Source organism: Bacillus sp. JJ1122, assembly GCF_036964885.1.
GTDB lineage: Bacteria > Bacillota > Bacilli > Bacillales > Cytobacillaceae > Mesobacillus.
This window is the reverse complement of record NZ_JBALQL010000050.1, coordinates 21,915-39,388: the sequence shown is the minus strand read 5'-3', so window position 1 is coordinate 39,388 and position 17,474 is coordinate 21,915. Positions and strand designations below refer to the sequence as shown.

Genomic DNA, 17,474 nt, shown 5'->3' with positions numbered 1-17,474 from the left:
TACAATCAACAGGGTTTAACAATCAACATTCATCTTTAACAGAGCCTAAAAAAATGTATGACGTAAGCAGTATAGTTCATCCAAGGACCCCGTTTGAACATATAAAAAGACATGCCTCCGTCTGGCATGTCCCCAATCTTTCAATATTTTCTCATTGCCTAGGAAATATTCTCGCTGATTGCCCCGGCAACATCATACTGCTCAAGATTTATTTCCAACATCTCTCCGGTCGCAAGCTTTGCAAGCTGTGCCCCCAAGTACGGTCCGACGGTCAAACCTGATGAACCAAGACCATTTGCCAAAAACAAATGATCATCATAACCAGGTACTGCTCCAATAATCGGCAGGAAGTTAGGCGCCACAGGACGGAAGCCAACACGTGCTTCAATGAAGGTTCCATCTGCCAGCCCAGGAGCTGCTGCCAGTGCTTTAGCAAAAATCTCATGAAGTCCCCCTGCCGTTACCCGGCGGTCAAAACCCATTTCATCTTCATGTGTAGCCCCGACCACAACCCTTCCTCCCTCAAAGGCTAAGATGTACTGATTATTAGGAGGCATGACGACTGGCCACATACTTGTTTCAGTTTGTTCAAGCTGAAGATGGACGATTTGGGCTTTTTGCGGAGCAATCTGAAGAGTGATTCCGAGCGTTTGTAGAATCTCTGGTGCCCATGTACCCGCGGTGATTATGACCCTGTCAGCCTCGTAGCGCTTACCGCCCGCCAGCACTGCCTTTACTTGATTTTGATCATGCTCTAGTTGGGCATCCCCGATGACAAGACATGCACCGTGTTTTATTGCTGCGTTAATTAGTGCCTGACGAAGCGCACGCCCATTAACGCGTGCCGCACCGCTAATATGGACAGACGAGTAATCACTAGATAACGCCGGAAACATTTCCATTGTTTCAAGCTGGGAGAGTTGGCGGATCTCGCCAATTTCGTGAGCATCTTCTCTCCTTAATCTTGCTCTTTCTTCCATTTTAATAAGCTTTTCTGTATCTGTATGGAGACTGATTGCCCCTACCTGCTCATAGCCAGTTTCTGTTTCCCCATCCTCCTCCAGCTGCTTTATGAGAGATGCATAGTACTCTGCCCCGCTTTTAGCCAGTGAATACCAGGCTTTGTTCCTGCGCTGGCTAAGCCAGGGACATATGATTCCCGCCGCAGCATCCGTCGCCTGACCTGGCTCCTGGCGGTCAATTACTGTTACACTGGCACCGGATTTCGCTAAATGGTAAGCAGTGGATGCTCCTAAAATCCCAGCACCTATTATGATGAATTTTTTCATATAAACACCTTTTTCACTTATTTACTTGTGTCCATTCTACAGGAGTTATGGAGAAGACTTCAATGAAGGATATTTGTTTCTAAACATTCATCTAATTTTTGCATGAACGAGGTTTTAATTATTCAAAAAAATTCATACAATTAAACACTTGTCCAAAAAGAAAAGGAAGCGATGAAATGCTTGTACAGAATAAAAAGCTCTATGATTTGGCCAATTTTCTATTTCTTTATTTAAATGTTTTTGTGGCATTCGGTGTAATCTATCTTTTTTTAGATATCTTTCAATTAGGACCATTAATCGATCCCTCATCCTTGAAAGAACAGCCAAAACTTTTTGCGGAAAAATTAGAGAATGCCTTCCATTTGAGCGGGATCGCTTTATTTTTTGAAGACACTAGCAAAATCGTACCGAGTGGCTGGTCAAGGGCGGTCGCAAATATCGAACAGGCGGTTGGGTTTTTACTGCCTGCCTTTATCATGATAAAGTTCAGTCCGGAAGAAAACGAATATCGTTCAAGGAGCAAAATCTCCTTCCGAAAAATTATATTCAAATCAGTTTTTGTTATTGTTGGAGCCCTTTTCGTATCGTTAGCACTTGAATTTTTTCTGATTCCCAACCATATCATCGACGGCGGGATCGTTGGCGTCTCCATCATTATGTCCTATCTGACAGGTTTGAAGCTGGAGTTCTATTTGCTCTTCCTGAATCTTCCCTTCCTCTATCTGGGCTATAAAAAAATCGGAAAAAGATTTGTTGTGACCACCTTATTGGGAATTACCGTATTATCACTTGGGACACTCGTCCTTTACAATGTTCCTGTTCCAACGGGAAATCCCCTTTTAGCTTCCTTGTTTGGCGGCATCTTTCTTGGAGTGGGGGTTGGCATTGTCATCCGATATGGAGGGTCGCTCGACGGAACAGAAATTTTAGGCATATTGCTGAACCGCCGAACTTCATTTTCTGTTGGCAAAGTCATAATGTTCATCAATATTTTCGTATTTTCCAGCGCCGGATTCATTTTTGGCTGGGATAAAGCTTTGCTGTCATTAGCAGCTTATTACATCGCTTCTAATATGATCGATGTTACACTTGAGAGATTTGGCTGAAGGAAGCTTTGAGAAAAGATTTGTTTGAGAATAAGTACAATTGCTTTGAGAACAATCAGCATATACAATAGTCCAATACCTCCATGACCGGGGGTATTTTTTTGTATAAGGACCAGCCGTATAGATAAAAATACGTGAAAATACGCAGAAGCACCGAGGAGCCTATGATAACTGTTTCTCTATTTGTATCGATGACGCTGGTTTTGATTCTTTCTTTTGTACTAATAAGCAAAAAGAACAATCCATTTAAATCTCATCTTTGTTTTCATATGTATCGAATACCTGTTTACTAGTTTTATTTCAGTCAACGCAGATAATGAAAAACTTTGGAAAGTATCAACGGAACCATGGCATTTCCTGATGTTCCGAATCTCTGATGTAATCATCATCCCCCTAATGCTTCTTTTGTTTCTTGAAATCGAGAGAAGACTGTCAACATCAGCAAAAAGATTTTTACTGCTAATTGCGGCGACCTTTATTTTTTGTTGAAATCGAGCGCACACTTCCAATCCTTGATATTATGGAATATAAATTGGAATCTATGGGCATCATTTTTAGGCGTATTGTCCCTTATGATAAAACATTTCTATAGGGTTATTTGGATTCTCTTTTAGGTAGCCCAGCATGCTTTCTGATATAATTTACATTATTGTTGTTTTTAGCATAATTAAGTTATTTATCAACTGGAGTGAGAGAGTTAATGAATACTAAAAAGGCTCTGCCTATTTTATTTTTAGTCATGTTCCTTGTAATGGTCGGGTTTGGGATCATTATTCCGGTCATGCCTTTTTATGCGGAGGAGATTGGGGCTAACCCCACTCAACTGGGACTGTTGATGGCCGTCTACTCCTTGATGCAGCTTCTGTTTGCGCCTATGTGGGGACGCGTTTCTGACAGGATTGGCAGGAAGCCAGTCATCATGATTGGCATTATTGGACTGTCACTCTCTTTTTTCTTGATGGCCATTTCATCAGAGCTTTGGATGCTTTTTGCAGCAAGGATCATTGGCGGGCTTTTGTCCTCGGCAAATATGCCAACTGTCATGGCCTATGTGGCTGATATCACTTCAGAGGAAGATCGCGGAAAAGGAATGGGAATCATTGGAGCTTCTGTAGGGCTTGGCTTTATATTTGGACCTGCGATTGGCGGAATTTTTTCGCAGTCCAGCCTGAACATGCCATTCTATCTTGCCGGTGCTACTTCCCTGATCACATTTCTGCTCGTCACCTTCGTCCTGAAAGAATCACTTTCCATTGAGGAGCGCAACAGCCAATCAAAGGAAAGATCATCTTTATTAAAGGCCTTCAATGGCCCTGTATCAGTTTTGTTTGTGCTGCAATTGTTTGTATCGTTGAGCCTATCCGGCCTTGAAGCAACATTTGCCTATTTTGCTGCTGAAAAAGCTGGGCTAGGCGCTGTGCAGCTAGGCTATATTTTCATGATCATGGGACTCGCAGGAGCCATTGTCCAAGGTGGTTTAGTTGGAAGAATGACTAAAAAGCTGGGAGAAGGGACGGTTATCCAGCTGGGAATCTTCATTTCAGCGGTAGGCTTTGCCTTAATCCTGCTGATTAAAGGATTTGGAACTGCTGCTCTCTTCTTAACGATATTTGGCGTTGGAAACGGCCTAATCCGCCCAAGCGTATCCTCTTTGCTGACAAAGAAATCAACCGCTGGACACGGGAGCACTACCGGCCTGCTGTCGTCCTTCGATTCACTTGGGAGGATCATCGGCCCGCCATTAGGCGGATGGCTGTTCTCGATCGCTATCGGGATGCCTTATATTTCAGGGATTATATTATCAGGGATTGCCTTGGTTCTTTACCAAATCTACAATTCACGCATGAAAAACTCCCATTCATTGAATGTTTAAATCAGAAAGGAGGGTGACATCGAGTGTCCCCCTCCTTCTTTATAGCCCTGCCATATTATTGCCTCAGTCAACGATTTTGTTCGCTAAAGGCAAGTGTATCTCAATCAAGGTGCCCTCGTTTAGCTTGCTTTTGTAAGAAATGATCCCCTGGTGCTGTTTGATAATTTTATGGCAAATCATCAGTCCCAACCCTGTTCCCTTTTCCTTTAATGTGTAAAAAGGCTCACCCAAGCGCGGCAGCAATTCTTCTGGAATTCCGCAGCCCTGGTCTTTTACGGAAATAACACAGTTCCCTGCCTTGTTTTTCTTCATGCTTATTTCAATGTCCCCGCCCTTTGGCATGGCCTCCATCGCATTTTTGAATATGTTCAGGAACACCTGCTTGATTTGATTCTGCTCACAAGTAATCACATAGTCATTATCTTCGTACTTCTGGATGAATTGGATATCCTCCATTTTTGCCTGTGGAGATAACAGTTCTACCGTGTTTTCAATCACATCCCGTAAATTCGCCCTATTAAGCTGAATGGCCTGGGGTTTACCAAGTGTCAGCATTTCACTTGTAATCGTTTCGATCCGTTCCAGCTCGCTGAGAAGCAAGTCGTTAAATTCAATGAAATTATTTTCTTTTTTATAAAGCTGGACAAACCCTTTAATCGTTGTAAGCGGGTTGCGGATTTCATGGGCAACACCTGCTGCCAGCTCCCCGACAATCGACAGCTTTTCCGATTGCAAAAGAACCTCTTCTGCTTTTTTGCGTTCTGAAATATCCCTGCTGATCATGACAATGTGCTCGATCACCCCTTCTTCTCCAATCACAGGCATACAGCGGGATTCAAAATCAATCCAATGGCCTTCATCGTGCAGAAATCGAAATTCGACAGATCGAGATTCATTGTTTTCAAATATGTTTTCGATTGTTTTAACAAAAGGATGAACATCGTCCGGATGAATCAACTTATAAATATCTACGCATTGGAGTTCAGAAACCTCGTACCCCAAAACGATTTCATGGGAGGGAGAAAAATAGCTTATTTCGTTTTCTTTATTCATCACCATGATAAGATCCGATGTATTTTCAGCAATAAGGCGATACTTTGCCTCACTTTCTTCAAGTGTTTTCTCCATTTTCTTCTTTTCTGTAATGATTCTATATAAGTTTTCATATGACTCTATCAGCAACCCGCCAATCATCACTCCTAGCATAATAAACAGCAAGTATTGGAGGTGAAAGACGGGATTATCTCTAAATACATTAAATAGTAATGGCACCGTCAAAATATAAATAACAAGATAGAAGCCAGCCAGGATTCCAGTTCTTTTAGCTGGTTTAAGATGGGCATATCGCTTGTTTATGAGAGTGAAAAAAAACATGATGATCAGCCAGCCAACAATGGCTGGAAGCCAATTGTCGCTTGCCATTAATCTGCTGAGTAAGGAAAAACTTCCCGTTATAAGCCCTGCTTGAGGTCCCAGATAAGCAAATACTAAAATAAGAATTGCATAGCGGATATCGTAGGAGTAGCCCTGTTGTTCATAGGATAGTCCAACGAGAATCGAGGATACCATTCCTGCATATAACGCGGCCCAAAGACGCAGCTGCTTAAGCGGCTTATGGTTGATGAAAGAACGAATGATTAAAGGTGTGCTGGCCATAAGAGAAAAAATGGAGAGATTTATTATATAGTCTAGTAAAATCAATTTACTCCCACCTGTATATATTAATTTTCATAATATTCAAACCAATAATATACCAGTATTCCAATCTTTTCTATACCTTTTTTAGAGATTAAAAATTGTATAGTTATAATATTTTTATTATTCAATATAATTAACTAACGTTATTTCGTATTTCGTAGTATTATTAGGATACAAAAGGAGGAGATTTTGTTGAATAAAACAGTAGAAAAACGTCTTGTCCGTTCAGAGGTCCCTGTTGAGTCTACTTGGAATCTTGAGGATTTATTTGCTTCTGACCAGGAGTGGGAGACAGCTCTGGAACAAATCCAGGCAGATATCGATAAATTTGCAGCATTAAAAGGCACTTTACATACAGAACCAAAGGCATTGTTAGAATGTCTTGTCGCCCAGGAAGAGCTTTCTATGCAGCTCATAAAAGCACGTACATATGCCAGCTTGAAACAATCAGCAGACGGAACGGATCCTGTTAATCAGGCCAATTCAGCGAAGGTTGCTGCCATCAGCACGAACGCAATGGCTTCCTTGTCATTTATCTCATCTGAAATTTTAGCGTTTGAGGATGGGACGATAGAAAAATTCCTTCAGGAGGAGCCGGAACTTAAGCCATTCCGGAAAAATCTATTAGAGCTTCTTGAAACAAAAAAGCATAAGCTGTCACCGGAAACGGAAGAGGTGCTTGCCGCACTAGGCGAAGTTCATGCTGCTCCATATAAAATCTATGAAATGGCTAAGCTGGCTGACATGGAATTTTCCTCAATCGAGGATGAGGCAGGCAATGAATTACCAAATTCGTTTGCGCTGTTCGAAAGCCGATATGAATTTTCTCCTGACACCAATGTTCGCAGAAAAGCATATGAATCCTTCGTTACAACTCTCAAACAATATAAAAATACGATTGCAGCTGCCTATTCTACTGAGGTAAAAAAGCAAGTGACGATTGCCCGCCTGCGAAACTATGAATCTGTCACGCAAATGCTGCTCGAGCCTCAGCAGGTCACCTTAGAGATGTACAATAATCAAATCGACATCATTTATAAAGAACTGGCACCGCATATGCGCCGATTTGCCCAGTTGAAGAAGAAGGTTTTGGGTCTGGATAAGATGATGTTCTGTGACTTAAAGGCTCCTTTTGACCCTGATTTCGACCCTGAAATCACCTTTGAAGAGGCTAGCAAGGTCATTACTGAATCTTTAAAAGTAATGGGACCAGACTATACCGAAATGATTGAAAAAGGCTTTAAGGAAAGATGGGTCGACCTCGCTGATAACGTAGGAAAATCAACAGGAGCATTCTGCTCAAGTCCATATGGTTCGCACCCATATATCCTGATTACCTGGGCAGACAATATGCGCGGCTGCTTTACATTAGCACATGAATTCGGCCATGCAGGGCATTTCTATTTAGCGAATAAAAATCAGCGCATCATGAATGTTCGTCCATCGATGTATTTCATTGAAGCACCATCCACTATGAATGAAATGCTGTTAGCACAGCACCTTCTTAATGAAAACAAAGAGGATCAACAAATGCGCCGCTGGGTTGTCCTGCAGCTGCTTGGAACGTATTACCATAACTTTGTCACCCATTTGCTTGAAGCTGAGTATCAGCGCAGGGTTTATGCTCATGCTGAAGCAGGCAAAGCTCTTACAGCAAAAACACTGACAGAAATGAAAGCCGACGTCCTTACAGGTTTCTGGGGCGATACCGTTGAAATCGACGAAGGCGCCAGCCTGACTTGGATGCGCCAGCCTCACTACTATATGGGCTTGTATCCTTATACTTACTCTGCGGGCTTGACTGCATCGACTGCCGTCGCACAGTTGATTCAGGAAGAGGGCCAGCCTGCCGTTGACCGCTGGCTCGAGGTGCTCCGTGCAGGCGGCACCATGAAGCCTCTTGAGCTATTGAAGCACGCGGGTCTTGATATGTCGACGCCAGAACCAGTACGCAAAGCAGTTGCTTATGTCGGTTCACTGATTGACGAACTGGAACGTTCATATGAATAATGACAAAAAGACCCCTGGGATTCTCGATCCCAGGGGTCTTTTATTGGCCTATTTACTTATTCATTTTAGCAAGAAAGTCTCCAAGAAGATCATCTAAATCGTCTTCTTGTTCTTCCGTTTCTTCTTCCGAGACTCGGTCATCATTTTGTTTCATAGATTCCCAGTCAAAAGAATCCAAATCATCATCAAATGAATCCACTTCAGCTGCCGGGGCTGCCTCTTCTGTCGCCAGAATACCGCTGTTATCCTGCTCCGCTTCCGCACTCGGGTAAAAAATCTCTTCCTGCAAATACAGCGCCTCATCTATTTCAGTCGATTTACTGTTCAATGAAGCAAGCAGAGATGTAGCGCGAACCGGATCGCTTAACAAGTGATAAACGATGTTGCCAAGCAAGGCCTCAGAATGCTCATGCTTTACCCAATCCCGTTGCGATTTACTTAAATTACGAGGTAGAGGAATCGTAAGGGTTTCCCGTTCCTTTGAATGAGAACTGCCTAAACCCTGCATCACAAATTCAGCAATCTTACTGGAGAAATTCCTTCTCTCTGTTTCTTTCAATTTTTGCATATGCCTTAAAATGTGGTCGGGAGTATCAGAAGGAACACGGAATGATATAGCCTGTCCTCTCTTTATCTCGTTTGGGTTGGTCTTTTTCATAGGATCACCTTATTTTAGCTTTTTACAGGCTCAGATGCAGGTTTGCTCTTTTCTGTCTTTTTCACATAATCCATGATCAGCTTGTAATAAGCATTCGCCATCATCCAGATGCTCTCTTTTTCATCTTCAAAAAACTCAATGTTATAGCCATCAAGATTATTGTTTAATGTTTTGATATATTCCTTCAAAACAGTTGCACCACCGCCAACGAAATAGCAGATTTCCGTTTGTGAGTTCTTTGCCCATACGTTGCGAAGCAGGCGATATTGCTTTTTCGCTAACTCAAGAAGGATGCGGTCAGTAATATCATGTACACTTGTACGGCTTCCTTTGACCATGATATGGTTACGATCGTTTTTGCGGGTGATGATCTCTACAACATCTCTGCGGCTGTCTAATTCCACGCCGTGTTTGCTGCGGATTTCTTCTCTGATTTGTTCTAACGCCTCAGATACACCAAGGTTGAAGCCCTGTGCCTTATCATCATCAACATTGCGGTTTTTAATGACAGCGATATCCGTTGATAAGCCGCCAATATCTTGGATTAAAATTCTTCTATCAATTAAATCTTTGTTAATGATTTTGAGGCTATTATCCATTACTAGATTAATGTAAGCCGCAAAACCTTCAGGATAGACCTTCACTTCATCAAATTTAATATTTACTTTAATGCCCTGGTACTTCGGAGTCACAAGGAATTCTACCTGATGGACAGACCCAACTAATTTTGAGCGGTATCCAGCATCTTTTCCTTCCTTTACTTCACGAAGCGGCAGACCTGTTCCAAGGGTATAGTTTGCATCAATTACATTCTTGGATCTTGGAAAGAGCTTTCCATTTTCTTCTTGAACGGCATCTAATGCCAGAGTAGCGAACAGCATCACTAGTGTTTGATCTTCTTCTGACTTGCTGCTTCCTGGATCTAATTCAGTAGCATTGTCGCTTTTTGTCGCTAAACTCCCTACACGGTAAATTGCATTATTTTCTTTCAGGGCAGGGGAGTGGACTCTAATATGGATACCATCAATAGGATCTTTTGTGTCTAACTCTTCAATACCGATGACAGGACGGTCCTCTGTATCCCTTGCTACGATATTAGGGATATTTAATTCATTATCAAATTCTCCGAAAATCGCTTTAATAGAATCATTACCTACATCAACAGCTGCAATTCTGGATTTTGTCATTCATATCATTCCTTTTCTATTTTTTAAGTAATTATGTATATACTCTTACTATTTTAAAGGTAAAGCGAAATAATAGATACTGCAATAAAAAGGGACAAAAAGAAATATATTTGTAAACATGTAAACAAGCTGTAAACCTTCACAGAGTGTTGTATACGCAATTGTACACAACGATGACAAATACGTATACATGTTGATATACCTAGATGTATACGTATTTGTAAACATGTAAACCAATTTGTATACGCAATGTTTACAAATTGTATACAAGTAAACTTATTTGTAAACAACTTATCAAAAGGGATTATTTTCTTATTTTCCACTTACTCTACTCCCCTCCCCTATCGATAGAAGTGTTACTTTTAATGGCAGGTTTCGTTTCCAAACTATGTAAGGGGTTCTTTTCTTTGTTAAAGCAGGAAATCACTAAAACACATAGAATATATATTTATTTGTGAATGTGATTTATAGGGAGGCTGCTTAATGACGATAAAAACCGAAAATATCCATCAAATTATTGATGCTTCTATGAAAAGCAATAATATCCCAGGTGCCGCAGTAGCAGTGATTATGGATCAAGAAGTAGTTTTATCCATGGGATACGGGAGGACGACTGCTGAGGACTGGGGAGTACCAATTCGTCCAGATACTTTGTTTCGAATAGCATCTGTAAGCAAGCTTTTCACTGGTACCGTTATCATGATGCTTGCTGAAAAAGGTCTAATTGACTTAGATAAGACGGTACAGCATTATGTCCCCTGGTTTACTGCTGCGGATCCTGAATTGTCTAAGCTGATAACAATCAGGATGCTCTTGTCGCATTCGTCAGGACTTCCTACCGGTGATGATACACGTTTTCAATATAATGAAGCGGGGTTAATGCTTTACATGAAGGAAGTCGTTCCAACTCTGCCAATCCTCTTTCATCCAGGTACGGCATATTCATATGGAAACCACGCCTTGAATATCGCAGGATTTGTCGCAGAACAAGTAACAGGTAAGCCTTTTACAACCATTATGCAGGATATGCTATTTGAGCCATTGGAAATGACTCATACCACCTATGACCCTTTGAAGGCCATGACCTATCCTTTAGCGCTTCCACACGAGAAGCTCACCGATGGAAACCTGGCAATTTCTCACCAGTTTTATGATGTTGTAGCCAGCTATCCCTCTTATTATGCGTTCTCCTCAATTGAAGAGCTTAGTAAATTCGCTATGATGCATCTTAAAAACGGAGCCTATAAAGATAAACAGCTGCTCTCTCCCGCTTCTGTAAAAGAAATGAGAAACCAGCACAGCAAATGGTATAACTCAACCGATGGAGGTTGCGGCATCTCTTTTTTCAAGGAAACAAAGGATGGAGTTGACCGATACTGGCATTATGGGCAGTATAGCAGCCAATACTCCAGCCAATTCATCCTTGTTCCAGACAAGGGAATCGCCGTCATTGCTCTGGCAAATGGAGAGAATATTTTCCAGGCTGGATATGAAATTGTGGACGAGCTGCTGAGAGGCTCAGACAATGAAACAGTGCATGCAACAGAAGGCTTTCATGGTGAAGATCCAGATTGTGCGTACTTTGAAGGGACCTATTTACACAGCTATTATGGATTAATGGAGATCCGTTCTGAGTCGGCAGAAAAATACCTGATCCATAACGACCAGAAATTCCAGTTAAAACAATTTAACACTCATACTTATTTCGCCTTAGATGACAAGGGACATACAGCATTTACAGTAGGCTTTCCTGCTCCGATATCAGGCCAGAACATTAAATGCATTGTTGTAGACAGCAAGGCATGCCCGGAGTTTAAACGAGTTTATACTCCAGATCCAAGTGACTGGAATGAATGGGAAGGAACATTCAGCAACGGTATAGAGAGCTATGAGGTCTCCATACAAGAAGATTTCCTGATCATAAAAGACCTTCAAACAAACATGGATTTAATCGGGAGGGCTATTGATAAAAATCAATTTTTAACTAAGGAATACGGGTTAGTAAGCTTTATAAATATTGACGGCAACGTTAATTTAGAATTCGACTTTGCCTGGCGCTACCCACAGCAAAGCTCCCATGCCTTATCTTTATCATCTCTATAGAACGAGCCAGGCTACAAGCCTGGCTCAGTTTTATACCTTTTTAACAAACTCAGACTTCAGCTTCATCGCGCCAAAGCCGTCGATTTTGCAGTCAATATCGTGGTCACCGTCAACCAATCGGATACCCTTTACTTTTGTACCGATCTTAATGACAGATGAAGTTCCCTTCACTTTAAGATCCTTGATGACGCTCACTGTATCTCCGTCATTCAGGACATTTCCGTTGGAGTCTTTCACAATCTTCTCGTCTGTATTATTCCCTGTTACTTCTTCTAAAGTCCATTCATAGGCGCATTCTGGACAAATGAGAAGGCTGCCGTCCTCGTACGTATATTCTGAATTGCATTTTGGGCAATTTGGCAAGTTTGACAAAACATTTTCCTCCTTTATTTTGCAATCCCTATTATAGCTTAATGCAAATACTTCCTGGTTATAAAAAACGGAAACTTCCATGACAAACTCAAAAACCCCGCCAAATGACTAGTCATTCAGCAGGGCAATTTGATTAATTTTCTTCTATTTCTCTACGGTTCTTTTTAAATATTTTCGATAGCACTTCATACACGATTGGTACTACAATCAATGTTAATAATGTTGAACTTGTCAATCCGCCGATTACGGTGATGCCAAGACCTTTTGAAATCAGTCCGCCTCCGCCTGAGCCAAATGCCAATGGAATGAGCGCCCCGATAGTAGCGATGGCTGTCATCAGGATTGGACGGAGACGGGTTGCACCAGCTTCAAGGACTGCTTCACGCATTGTCATCCCTTCACGCTCCTTATGGATGATGCGGTCCACGAGTACAATGGCATTTGTCACTACGATACCAATGAGCATCAATAGACCCATCATAACTGAAACGGAGATGGTTTCATCTGCAATCAGTAATCCGACGAATGAACCTATGACTGCAAATGGCAGCGAGAATAGGATGGCAAACGGCGCGACCCCTTCACGGAAGGTTACAACCAGGATAAAGTACACGATAGCAATTGCAGCAAGCATGGCTGCACCAAGCTGAGTGAACGTTTCCGTCATATCTGCCTGTACACCAGCAGTCCCTACTTCAACACCTTTAGGTAAATCCAATTTATCAATTGCTTGATCTACTTCAGATGTAGCTTTTGAGATATCATCATCGATGGCTGTTCCTGAAACCGACGCGTAGTATTCACCTTTGCTGCGCGCCAGAGTGTTCATTGTTGTTCCTTTTTCAACGGTTACCAGCTCAGATAGAGGCATTGTTTTACCAAGCGCTGTAGGCACCGGTGTAGAGAGGATATCATCGATTGATTCCGGCTGTTTTGCTTGCTCCTGCTGGACAATGACATCCAGGGTTTCGCCATCTTTATCAATCGTCGTCAATACATCCTTCGCTTTTGAAGGGTTAAGCATCATGACGATTTGACCTGCAGTTAAGCCATATTGCAGCAATTCATCCTGTTCCACTTTAAAGGTATACTCAACATAGGCATCCTCTGCACTGGAAGATACATCCTTCAAACCGTCATTTTTTTCCATTTCCTCTTCTACCATTTTTACAGCTTTATTAAGTTTCGTTAAATCTTCACTGTAGAATGTATAGCTGATTTCATTTTCAGGCATCGACATTCCGCCGAAATTTTGGCTCTTCCATTCACCGCTTTGACCAAGATTGAATACATAATCTTCAATTTCATCACGGACTTCAGGGAAGTTATCCATTTCAGGGTCAAAGATCAGGTACATTAACGCACCGCCAGAACCTAGGCCCATCATGGCAGACATCTGGTCTGCCTCTTCCGTTACAGATATTTGAACAATGTCAATATCATCCCGTTTCAGCATTTTCTCTTCTACTTTTTCAACATTTTTTAACGTTTCTTCCTTAAGCTCACCCGCTCCAGGAGTATACGTCAAATACATGACCTTATCTTCTTCACTGCCCATGAAGCTGAAGCCGATGATTGAAGTCAGCGCCAGGCTGCCCGCCAATAAAACGATTGCAATGATTGATGTGATAATTTTATGATTAAGCGATTTATTCAGTACGCCTTTATACCAATTTGCCAGCTTTCCAGTCTCTTTATGGCTGCTTTCTGTCTTTTGACTATATAGCTTCTTCTTAAATAAAAAGTGAGACAAAGCCGGTACAATCGTAATGGCGACAATAAGAGATGCACCAAGTGCAAAGGTCATCGTCAATGCGAATGGAGCGAATAGCTCACCAACCATCCCACCAACGAAAATAAGCGGTGCGAATACAGCCACTGTTACTAATGTAGAAGATAAAATCGGCTTGAACATTTCAATTGTTGCTTCACGTACAAGGGCGCGGCCTGTTAACTTCTCTTCTTTTAAGTGCAGGCGGCGATAAATATTTTCGACTACGACAATGGAGTCATCAATGACTCGGCCAATCGCGACCGTAATTGCACCAAGCGTCATGATATTAAGCGTAATCTCCATCCAGTTCAACAACAGCAACGCCATGAAAATGGAAACTGGGATAGAAACGATTGAGATAATCGTAGATTTGAAATCTCTTAGGAATAAAAGAATAATCAAAACAGCGATCAATCCACCAAATACCGCTTTTTCAATCATCGTTGAAACGGATTCTTGAATCGGTTTTCCCTGGTCAAGAGACACATCGATGACAAGGCCATCAATCTTTGCTTTCTCTTCTTTGATTAAATCTTTCACTTCATTCACAACATCAACGGTATTGGCCTGCTGCTCTTTCACAATTTGAATGGCAATGGCATCGTCTCCGTTCGTCCGGGAAACAGACTGAACCTTACCAATCAATTCAATATCCGCAATATCGCTTAGCTTCACGAATGGTGAAGGATTGCTTGCAGATGGAGTAACAGGAATCAGCATGTTCTTCAGCTCATTTTCTGTCATGAACTTGCCATCCACTGCAACTGCCTGCTCCCCTTCTTTAAACTCATAGAGTCCCAGGGAAACTGCCAGGTTGCTAGCCTTAATCATTTCTTTTACTTTATCCTCGGTTAATCCGTATTCAGCCATTTTCGATTCTTTATAAGAAAGGTCGACTTCTTCGATATGTTGTCCTGTAATGGTTACAGAAGCAACCCCATCTATTTTTTCAAGCTTAGGAACTAAGACATCCTCAACTGTAGACGTTAGCTCAACAATATCCTCCTCGGTACTGCTGACACTAAGCGCTGCTACAGGCATCATATTCATGCTGATTGCTGTAATGGTTGGCTCCTGTGCGCCCTCTGGCAGTCCTACAGCATCTAAAGCAGACTGCAGGGCACGCTTTGCCTCATCCATATCAATGCCATATTCATATTCCACTTGAATGCTAGACATATTGGAATATGAATTGGAATAAACGTATTTAACATCCTCAAGTCCTTCCACCGCTTTCTCGATTGGAATGGACACATCCTCCATTACTTTTTCAGGAGTTGCACCTGGATAGACATCCATTACCATTAAGTAAGGAATCGATATATTCGGGATTGTCTCCATGTTCATTCTTGTGCCTGAATAAATTCCAGATACAGTAATGATAATAGTAAGCAGCCAGACTGCAAGCTTATTTCCTAGAACAAAATTAACTAAACCTTTCACTTGTACACCTACCCCTGAATGACTTATTTAGCTCATTATAATCTTAATGACTGACCGGTCAGATGTCAATCGTTATACTAAATAATTACAATGTTAGCGGAGTAGGCAGCAAAAAAGAGCAAAGAGGATGAAATTTTGCTCTTTTCGCTTTAACGAACATCAATACAGACAGCTGAAATTGAAAGTCATTACGCAATAAAAGGGAAAGCAATTAGGTACTTTTCTTATTTGTATGGCCAACATTTATTGAAGATGAGCTGGTTGGTTCAAAATCCATTTTTAAAAATTATTCATCATCTACTTCACCGTCTCCAATTTCATCTTCTTCCTCTACATCTTCCACATCTTCTCCCACTTCAGGTTTTTCGTCATTTCCACAGCCAGTGATGGAGAACATGGAGAAAGCCAGCAAAAATAGCAATAAGATCTTTTTCAAATTGAAAACCTCCTTTTTTATAAGGTTTTCCATCCTTTTTCTTTCTATGTAATGACTAGTGCTATTACGCAAATTCAAAATCCTCATTGCAATAATAATTTCTTCGTTAAAAGCAACAATAATAGGAAAGGAGTGTATGGAATGTCTGAGACAACAAACAAATCCCAGGTTGAATTGACTGCGACCGAAGTATCCAACATATGGGCCGGATATATGAAAATCACGATGGAATTGCGGTTTTATGAATATTTCTTAGCAACCACAACAGATCCAGAGGTTAAAAATATAGTGGAAATGCTATTGGATTTTGCTCAAAAAAACGTGCAGGATCTCAAGGAGATTTTTACAAAAGAGAAGCTTACGATCCCTTTAGGCTTTACTGCCGAGGACATAAGAGCTGATGCTGGCAAAGTATTTTCCGATACGTTTATTTTATATATTTGCCATGATATAACGATGCTCTCCATGATTACATATCCGAGCGCATTTTCTGATTCTACCAGAAAAGATATCAGGGCTCTTTTTCAAGGGGCTATTGAGTCCGTTCTGCAAATTCAAAATGAGATGACAGAACTGATGCTGTCTAAAGGCGTTTACTTGAAGCCGCCTCAGGTTGCCATGGACCACACAATTGATATGGTCGGCCATATGAACTACCTGAATGGGCTATTCGGCGGTTCAAGACCTGTTAACGCTGCTGAAATTGCCAATCTTACACGGATTATCCATAGAGCCCAATTTTCGAAAATGGTCCTCGTAACCTTTGGGAAACTAGCCAAAACGAAGGATCTCAAACAACATTTCAGCAAAGGGAATCAGGCACTCGAAAAAGTCACAAGTACCCTTCAGGAAGTCTTTGATAAAGAAAATATACCAATTTCAGCATCTGGCGATTTCAACATATACAATGTGAAGGATTCTCCATTTTCCGATAAGCTGATGATGTTCTTTGTCAATACATGCCTGGGAATGTTCTGCTTCATCATGATCAATCAGGCTCTGACTTCATGTTTGCGAACTGATATCGTCATGAAATTCACCAATATTTCAGATGAAATGAAGAAGTTTTACGGCAAAGGACTGATTTTGACGATTACTGAAAAATGGCTGGAACAGCCGCCCCAAACGATTGATCGCAAAATATAAACGAGAGGAAAAAATAAGATAAAAATAGTTAATATGCAGGTGCAATTACCTGCATATTTTCATTTCACTTTTACCTTTCCTAGGACTGTTCTATTTAAAAGGCTGTTTTCGTAAACATTGTTGCTTTTAGAGTGGGGTTGAATAGAACGTACGGATGCTCGCTTTCCGCGTGGAAGAATGCTGAATAACTCAAGTTCCTGCTTTTTCCTCATTGAGTTGTTCTCTGGGCCCTTCTCAGAACAACTCGTCGCACTTTTTTCCTCATTGAGTTGTTCTCGGACCCTTGCTCCAATCAACTTATTTTTAATTGCCTTACAAAACAACAAATTTTTAAAAAACACCTTTTAAAAAGAACTCGCTAAATGGCAATCGTTTATCA

General features: G+C 41.3%; 12 protein-coding genes. 5 read left to right on the top strand and 7 right to left on the bottom strand.

Annotation, left to right across the window (positions count from 1 at the left end; genetic code table 11):
• Positions 1 to 158: 158 nt before the first annotated feature.
• Complete coding sequence (locus V7201_RS22785) at positions 159 to 1,289, bottom strand: NAD(P)/FAD-dependent oxidoreductase (RefSeq protein ID WP_335379041.1); 1,131 nt, start codon at positions 1,287 to 1,289, stop codon at positions 159 to 161.
• A 176-nt stretch (positions 1,290 to 1,465) separates the two neighbouring features.
• On the opposite strand from V7201_RS22785, the gene V7201_RS22780 reads away from it, so the two are divergent.
• Both V7201_RS22780 and V7201_RS22775 read left to right on the top strand, forming a co-directional pair.
• Positions 1,466 to 2,395, top strand: coding sequence for a YitT family protein (locus V7201_RS22780; protein WP_335379040.1), 930 nt, complete (start codon positions 1,466 to 1,468; stop codon positions 2,393 to 2,395).
• 700 nt (positions 2,396 to 3,095) lie between these two features.
• On the top strand, positions 3,096 to 4,268 hold the full coding sequence (locus V7201_RS22775) for an MFS transporter (RefSeq protein ID WP_438825096.1): 1,173 nt from the start codon (positions 3,096 to 3,098) through the stop codon (positions 4,266 to 4,268).
• 63 nt (positions 4,269 to 4,331) lie between these two features.
• Here the strand turns inward: V7201_RS22775 and V7201_RS22770 are convergent, their stop codons facing one another.
• Complete coding sequence (locus V7201_RS22770) at positions 4,332 to 5,969, bottom strand: ATP-binding protein (RefSeq protein WP_335379038.1); 1,638 nt, start codon at positions 5,967 to 5,969, stop codon at positions 4,332 to 4,334.
• Between the two features lie 189 nt (positions 5,970 to 6,158).
• On the opposite strand from V7201_RS22770, the gene pepF reads away from it, so the two are divergent.
• Positions 6,159 to 7,976 carry an oligoendopeptidase F gene (pepF, locus tag V7201_RS22765; RefSeq protein ID WP_335379037.1) on the top strand — a complete coding sequence of 606 codons (1,818 nt, stop codon included), beginning with the start codon at positions 6,159 to 6,161 and terminating at the stop codon, positions 7,974 to 7,976.
• A 52-nt stretch (positions 7,977 to 8,028) separates the two neighbouring features.
• On the opposite strand, the gene V7201_RS22760 is transcribed toward pepF, so the two are convergent.
• On the bottom strand, positions 8,029 to 8,634 hold the full coding sequence (locus tag V7201_RS22760; RefSeq protein ID WP_335379036.1) for a hypothetical protein: 606 nt from the start codon (positions 8,632 to 8,634) through the stop codon (positions 8,029 to 8,031).
• Between the two features lie 14 nt (positions 8,635 to 8,648).
• The gene (locus V7201_RS22755; RefSeq protein ID WP_207501477.1) at positions 8,649 to 9,821 is read right to left on the bottom strand and encodes an Alp7A family actin-like protein; all 1,173 of its coding nucleotides are present in this window, start codon (positions 9,819 to 9,821) and stop codon (positions 8,649 to 8,651) included.
• A gap of 483 nt (positions 9,822 to 10,304) precedes the next feature.
• Between V7201_RS22755 and V7201_RS22750 the strand changes: the two genes are divergently transcribed.
• Positions 10,305 to 11,924: a serine hydrolase domain-containing protein gene (locus V7201_RS22750; protein WP_335379035.1), complete on the top strand. Its 1,620-nt coding sequence runs from the start codon at positions 10,305 to 10,307 to the stop codon at positions 11,922 to 11,924.
• Between the two features lie 30 nt (positions 11,925 to 11,954).
• Here the strand turns inward: V7201_RS22750 and V7201_RS22745 are convergent, their stop codons facing one another.
• From V7201_RS22745 to V7201_RS22735, 3 genes are all read right to left on the bottom strand, one after another.
• The gene (locus V7201_RS22745) at positions 11,955 to 12,296 is read right to left on the bottom strand and encodes a zinc ribbon domain-containing protein YjdM (protein WP_335379034.1); all 342 of its coding nucleotides are present in this window, start codon (positions 12,294 to 12,296) and stop codon (positions 11,955 to 11,957) included.
• Positions 12,297 to 12,429: 133 nt separating this feature from the next.
• A complete protein-coding gene (locus V7201_RS22740; protein ID WP_335379033.1) occupies positions 12,430 to 15,513 on the bottom strand; it encodes an efflux RND transporter permease subunit in 3,084 nt (1,027 codons plus the stop codon).
• Positions 15,514 to 15,799: 286 nt separating this feature from the next.
• Complete coding sequence (locus V7201_RS22735; RefSeq protein WP_335379032.1) at positions 15,800 to 15,949, bottom strand: hypothetical protein; 150 nt, start codon at positions 15,947 to 15,949, stop codon at positions 15,800 to 15,802.
• A 141-nt stretch (positions 15,950 to 16,090) separates the two neighbouring features.
• Between V7201_RS22735 and V7201_RS22730 the strand changes: the two genes are divergently transcribed.
• Positions 16,091 to 17,095, top strand: a complete 1,005-nt coding sequence (locus tag V7201_RS22730) for a DUF3231 family protein (protein WP_335379031.1) — start codon at positions 16,091 to 16,093, stop codon at positions 17,093 to 17,095.
• Positions 17,096 to 17,474: the final 379 nt, after the last annotated feature.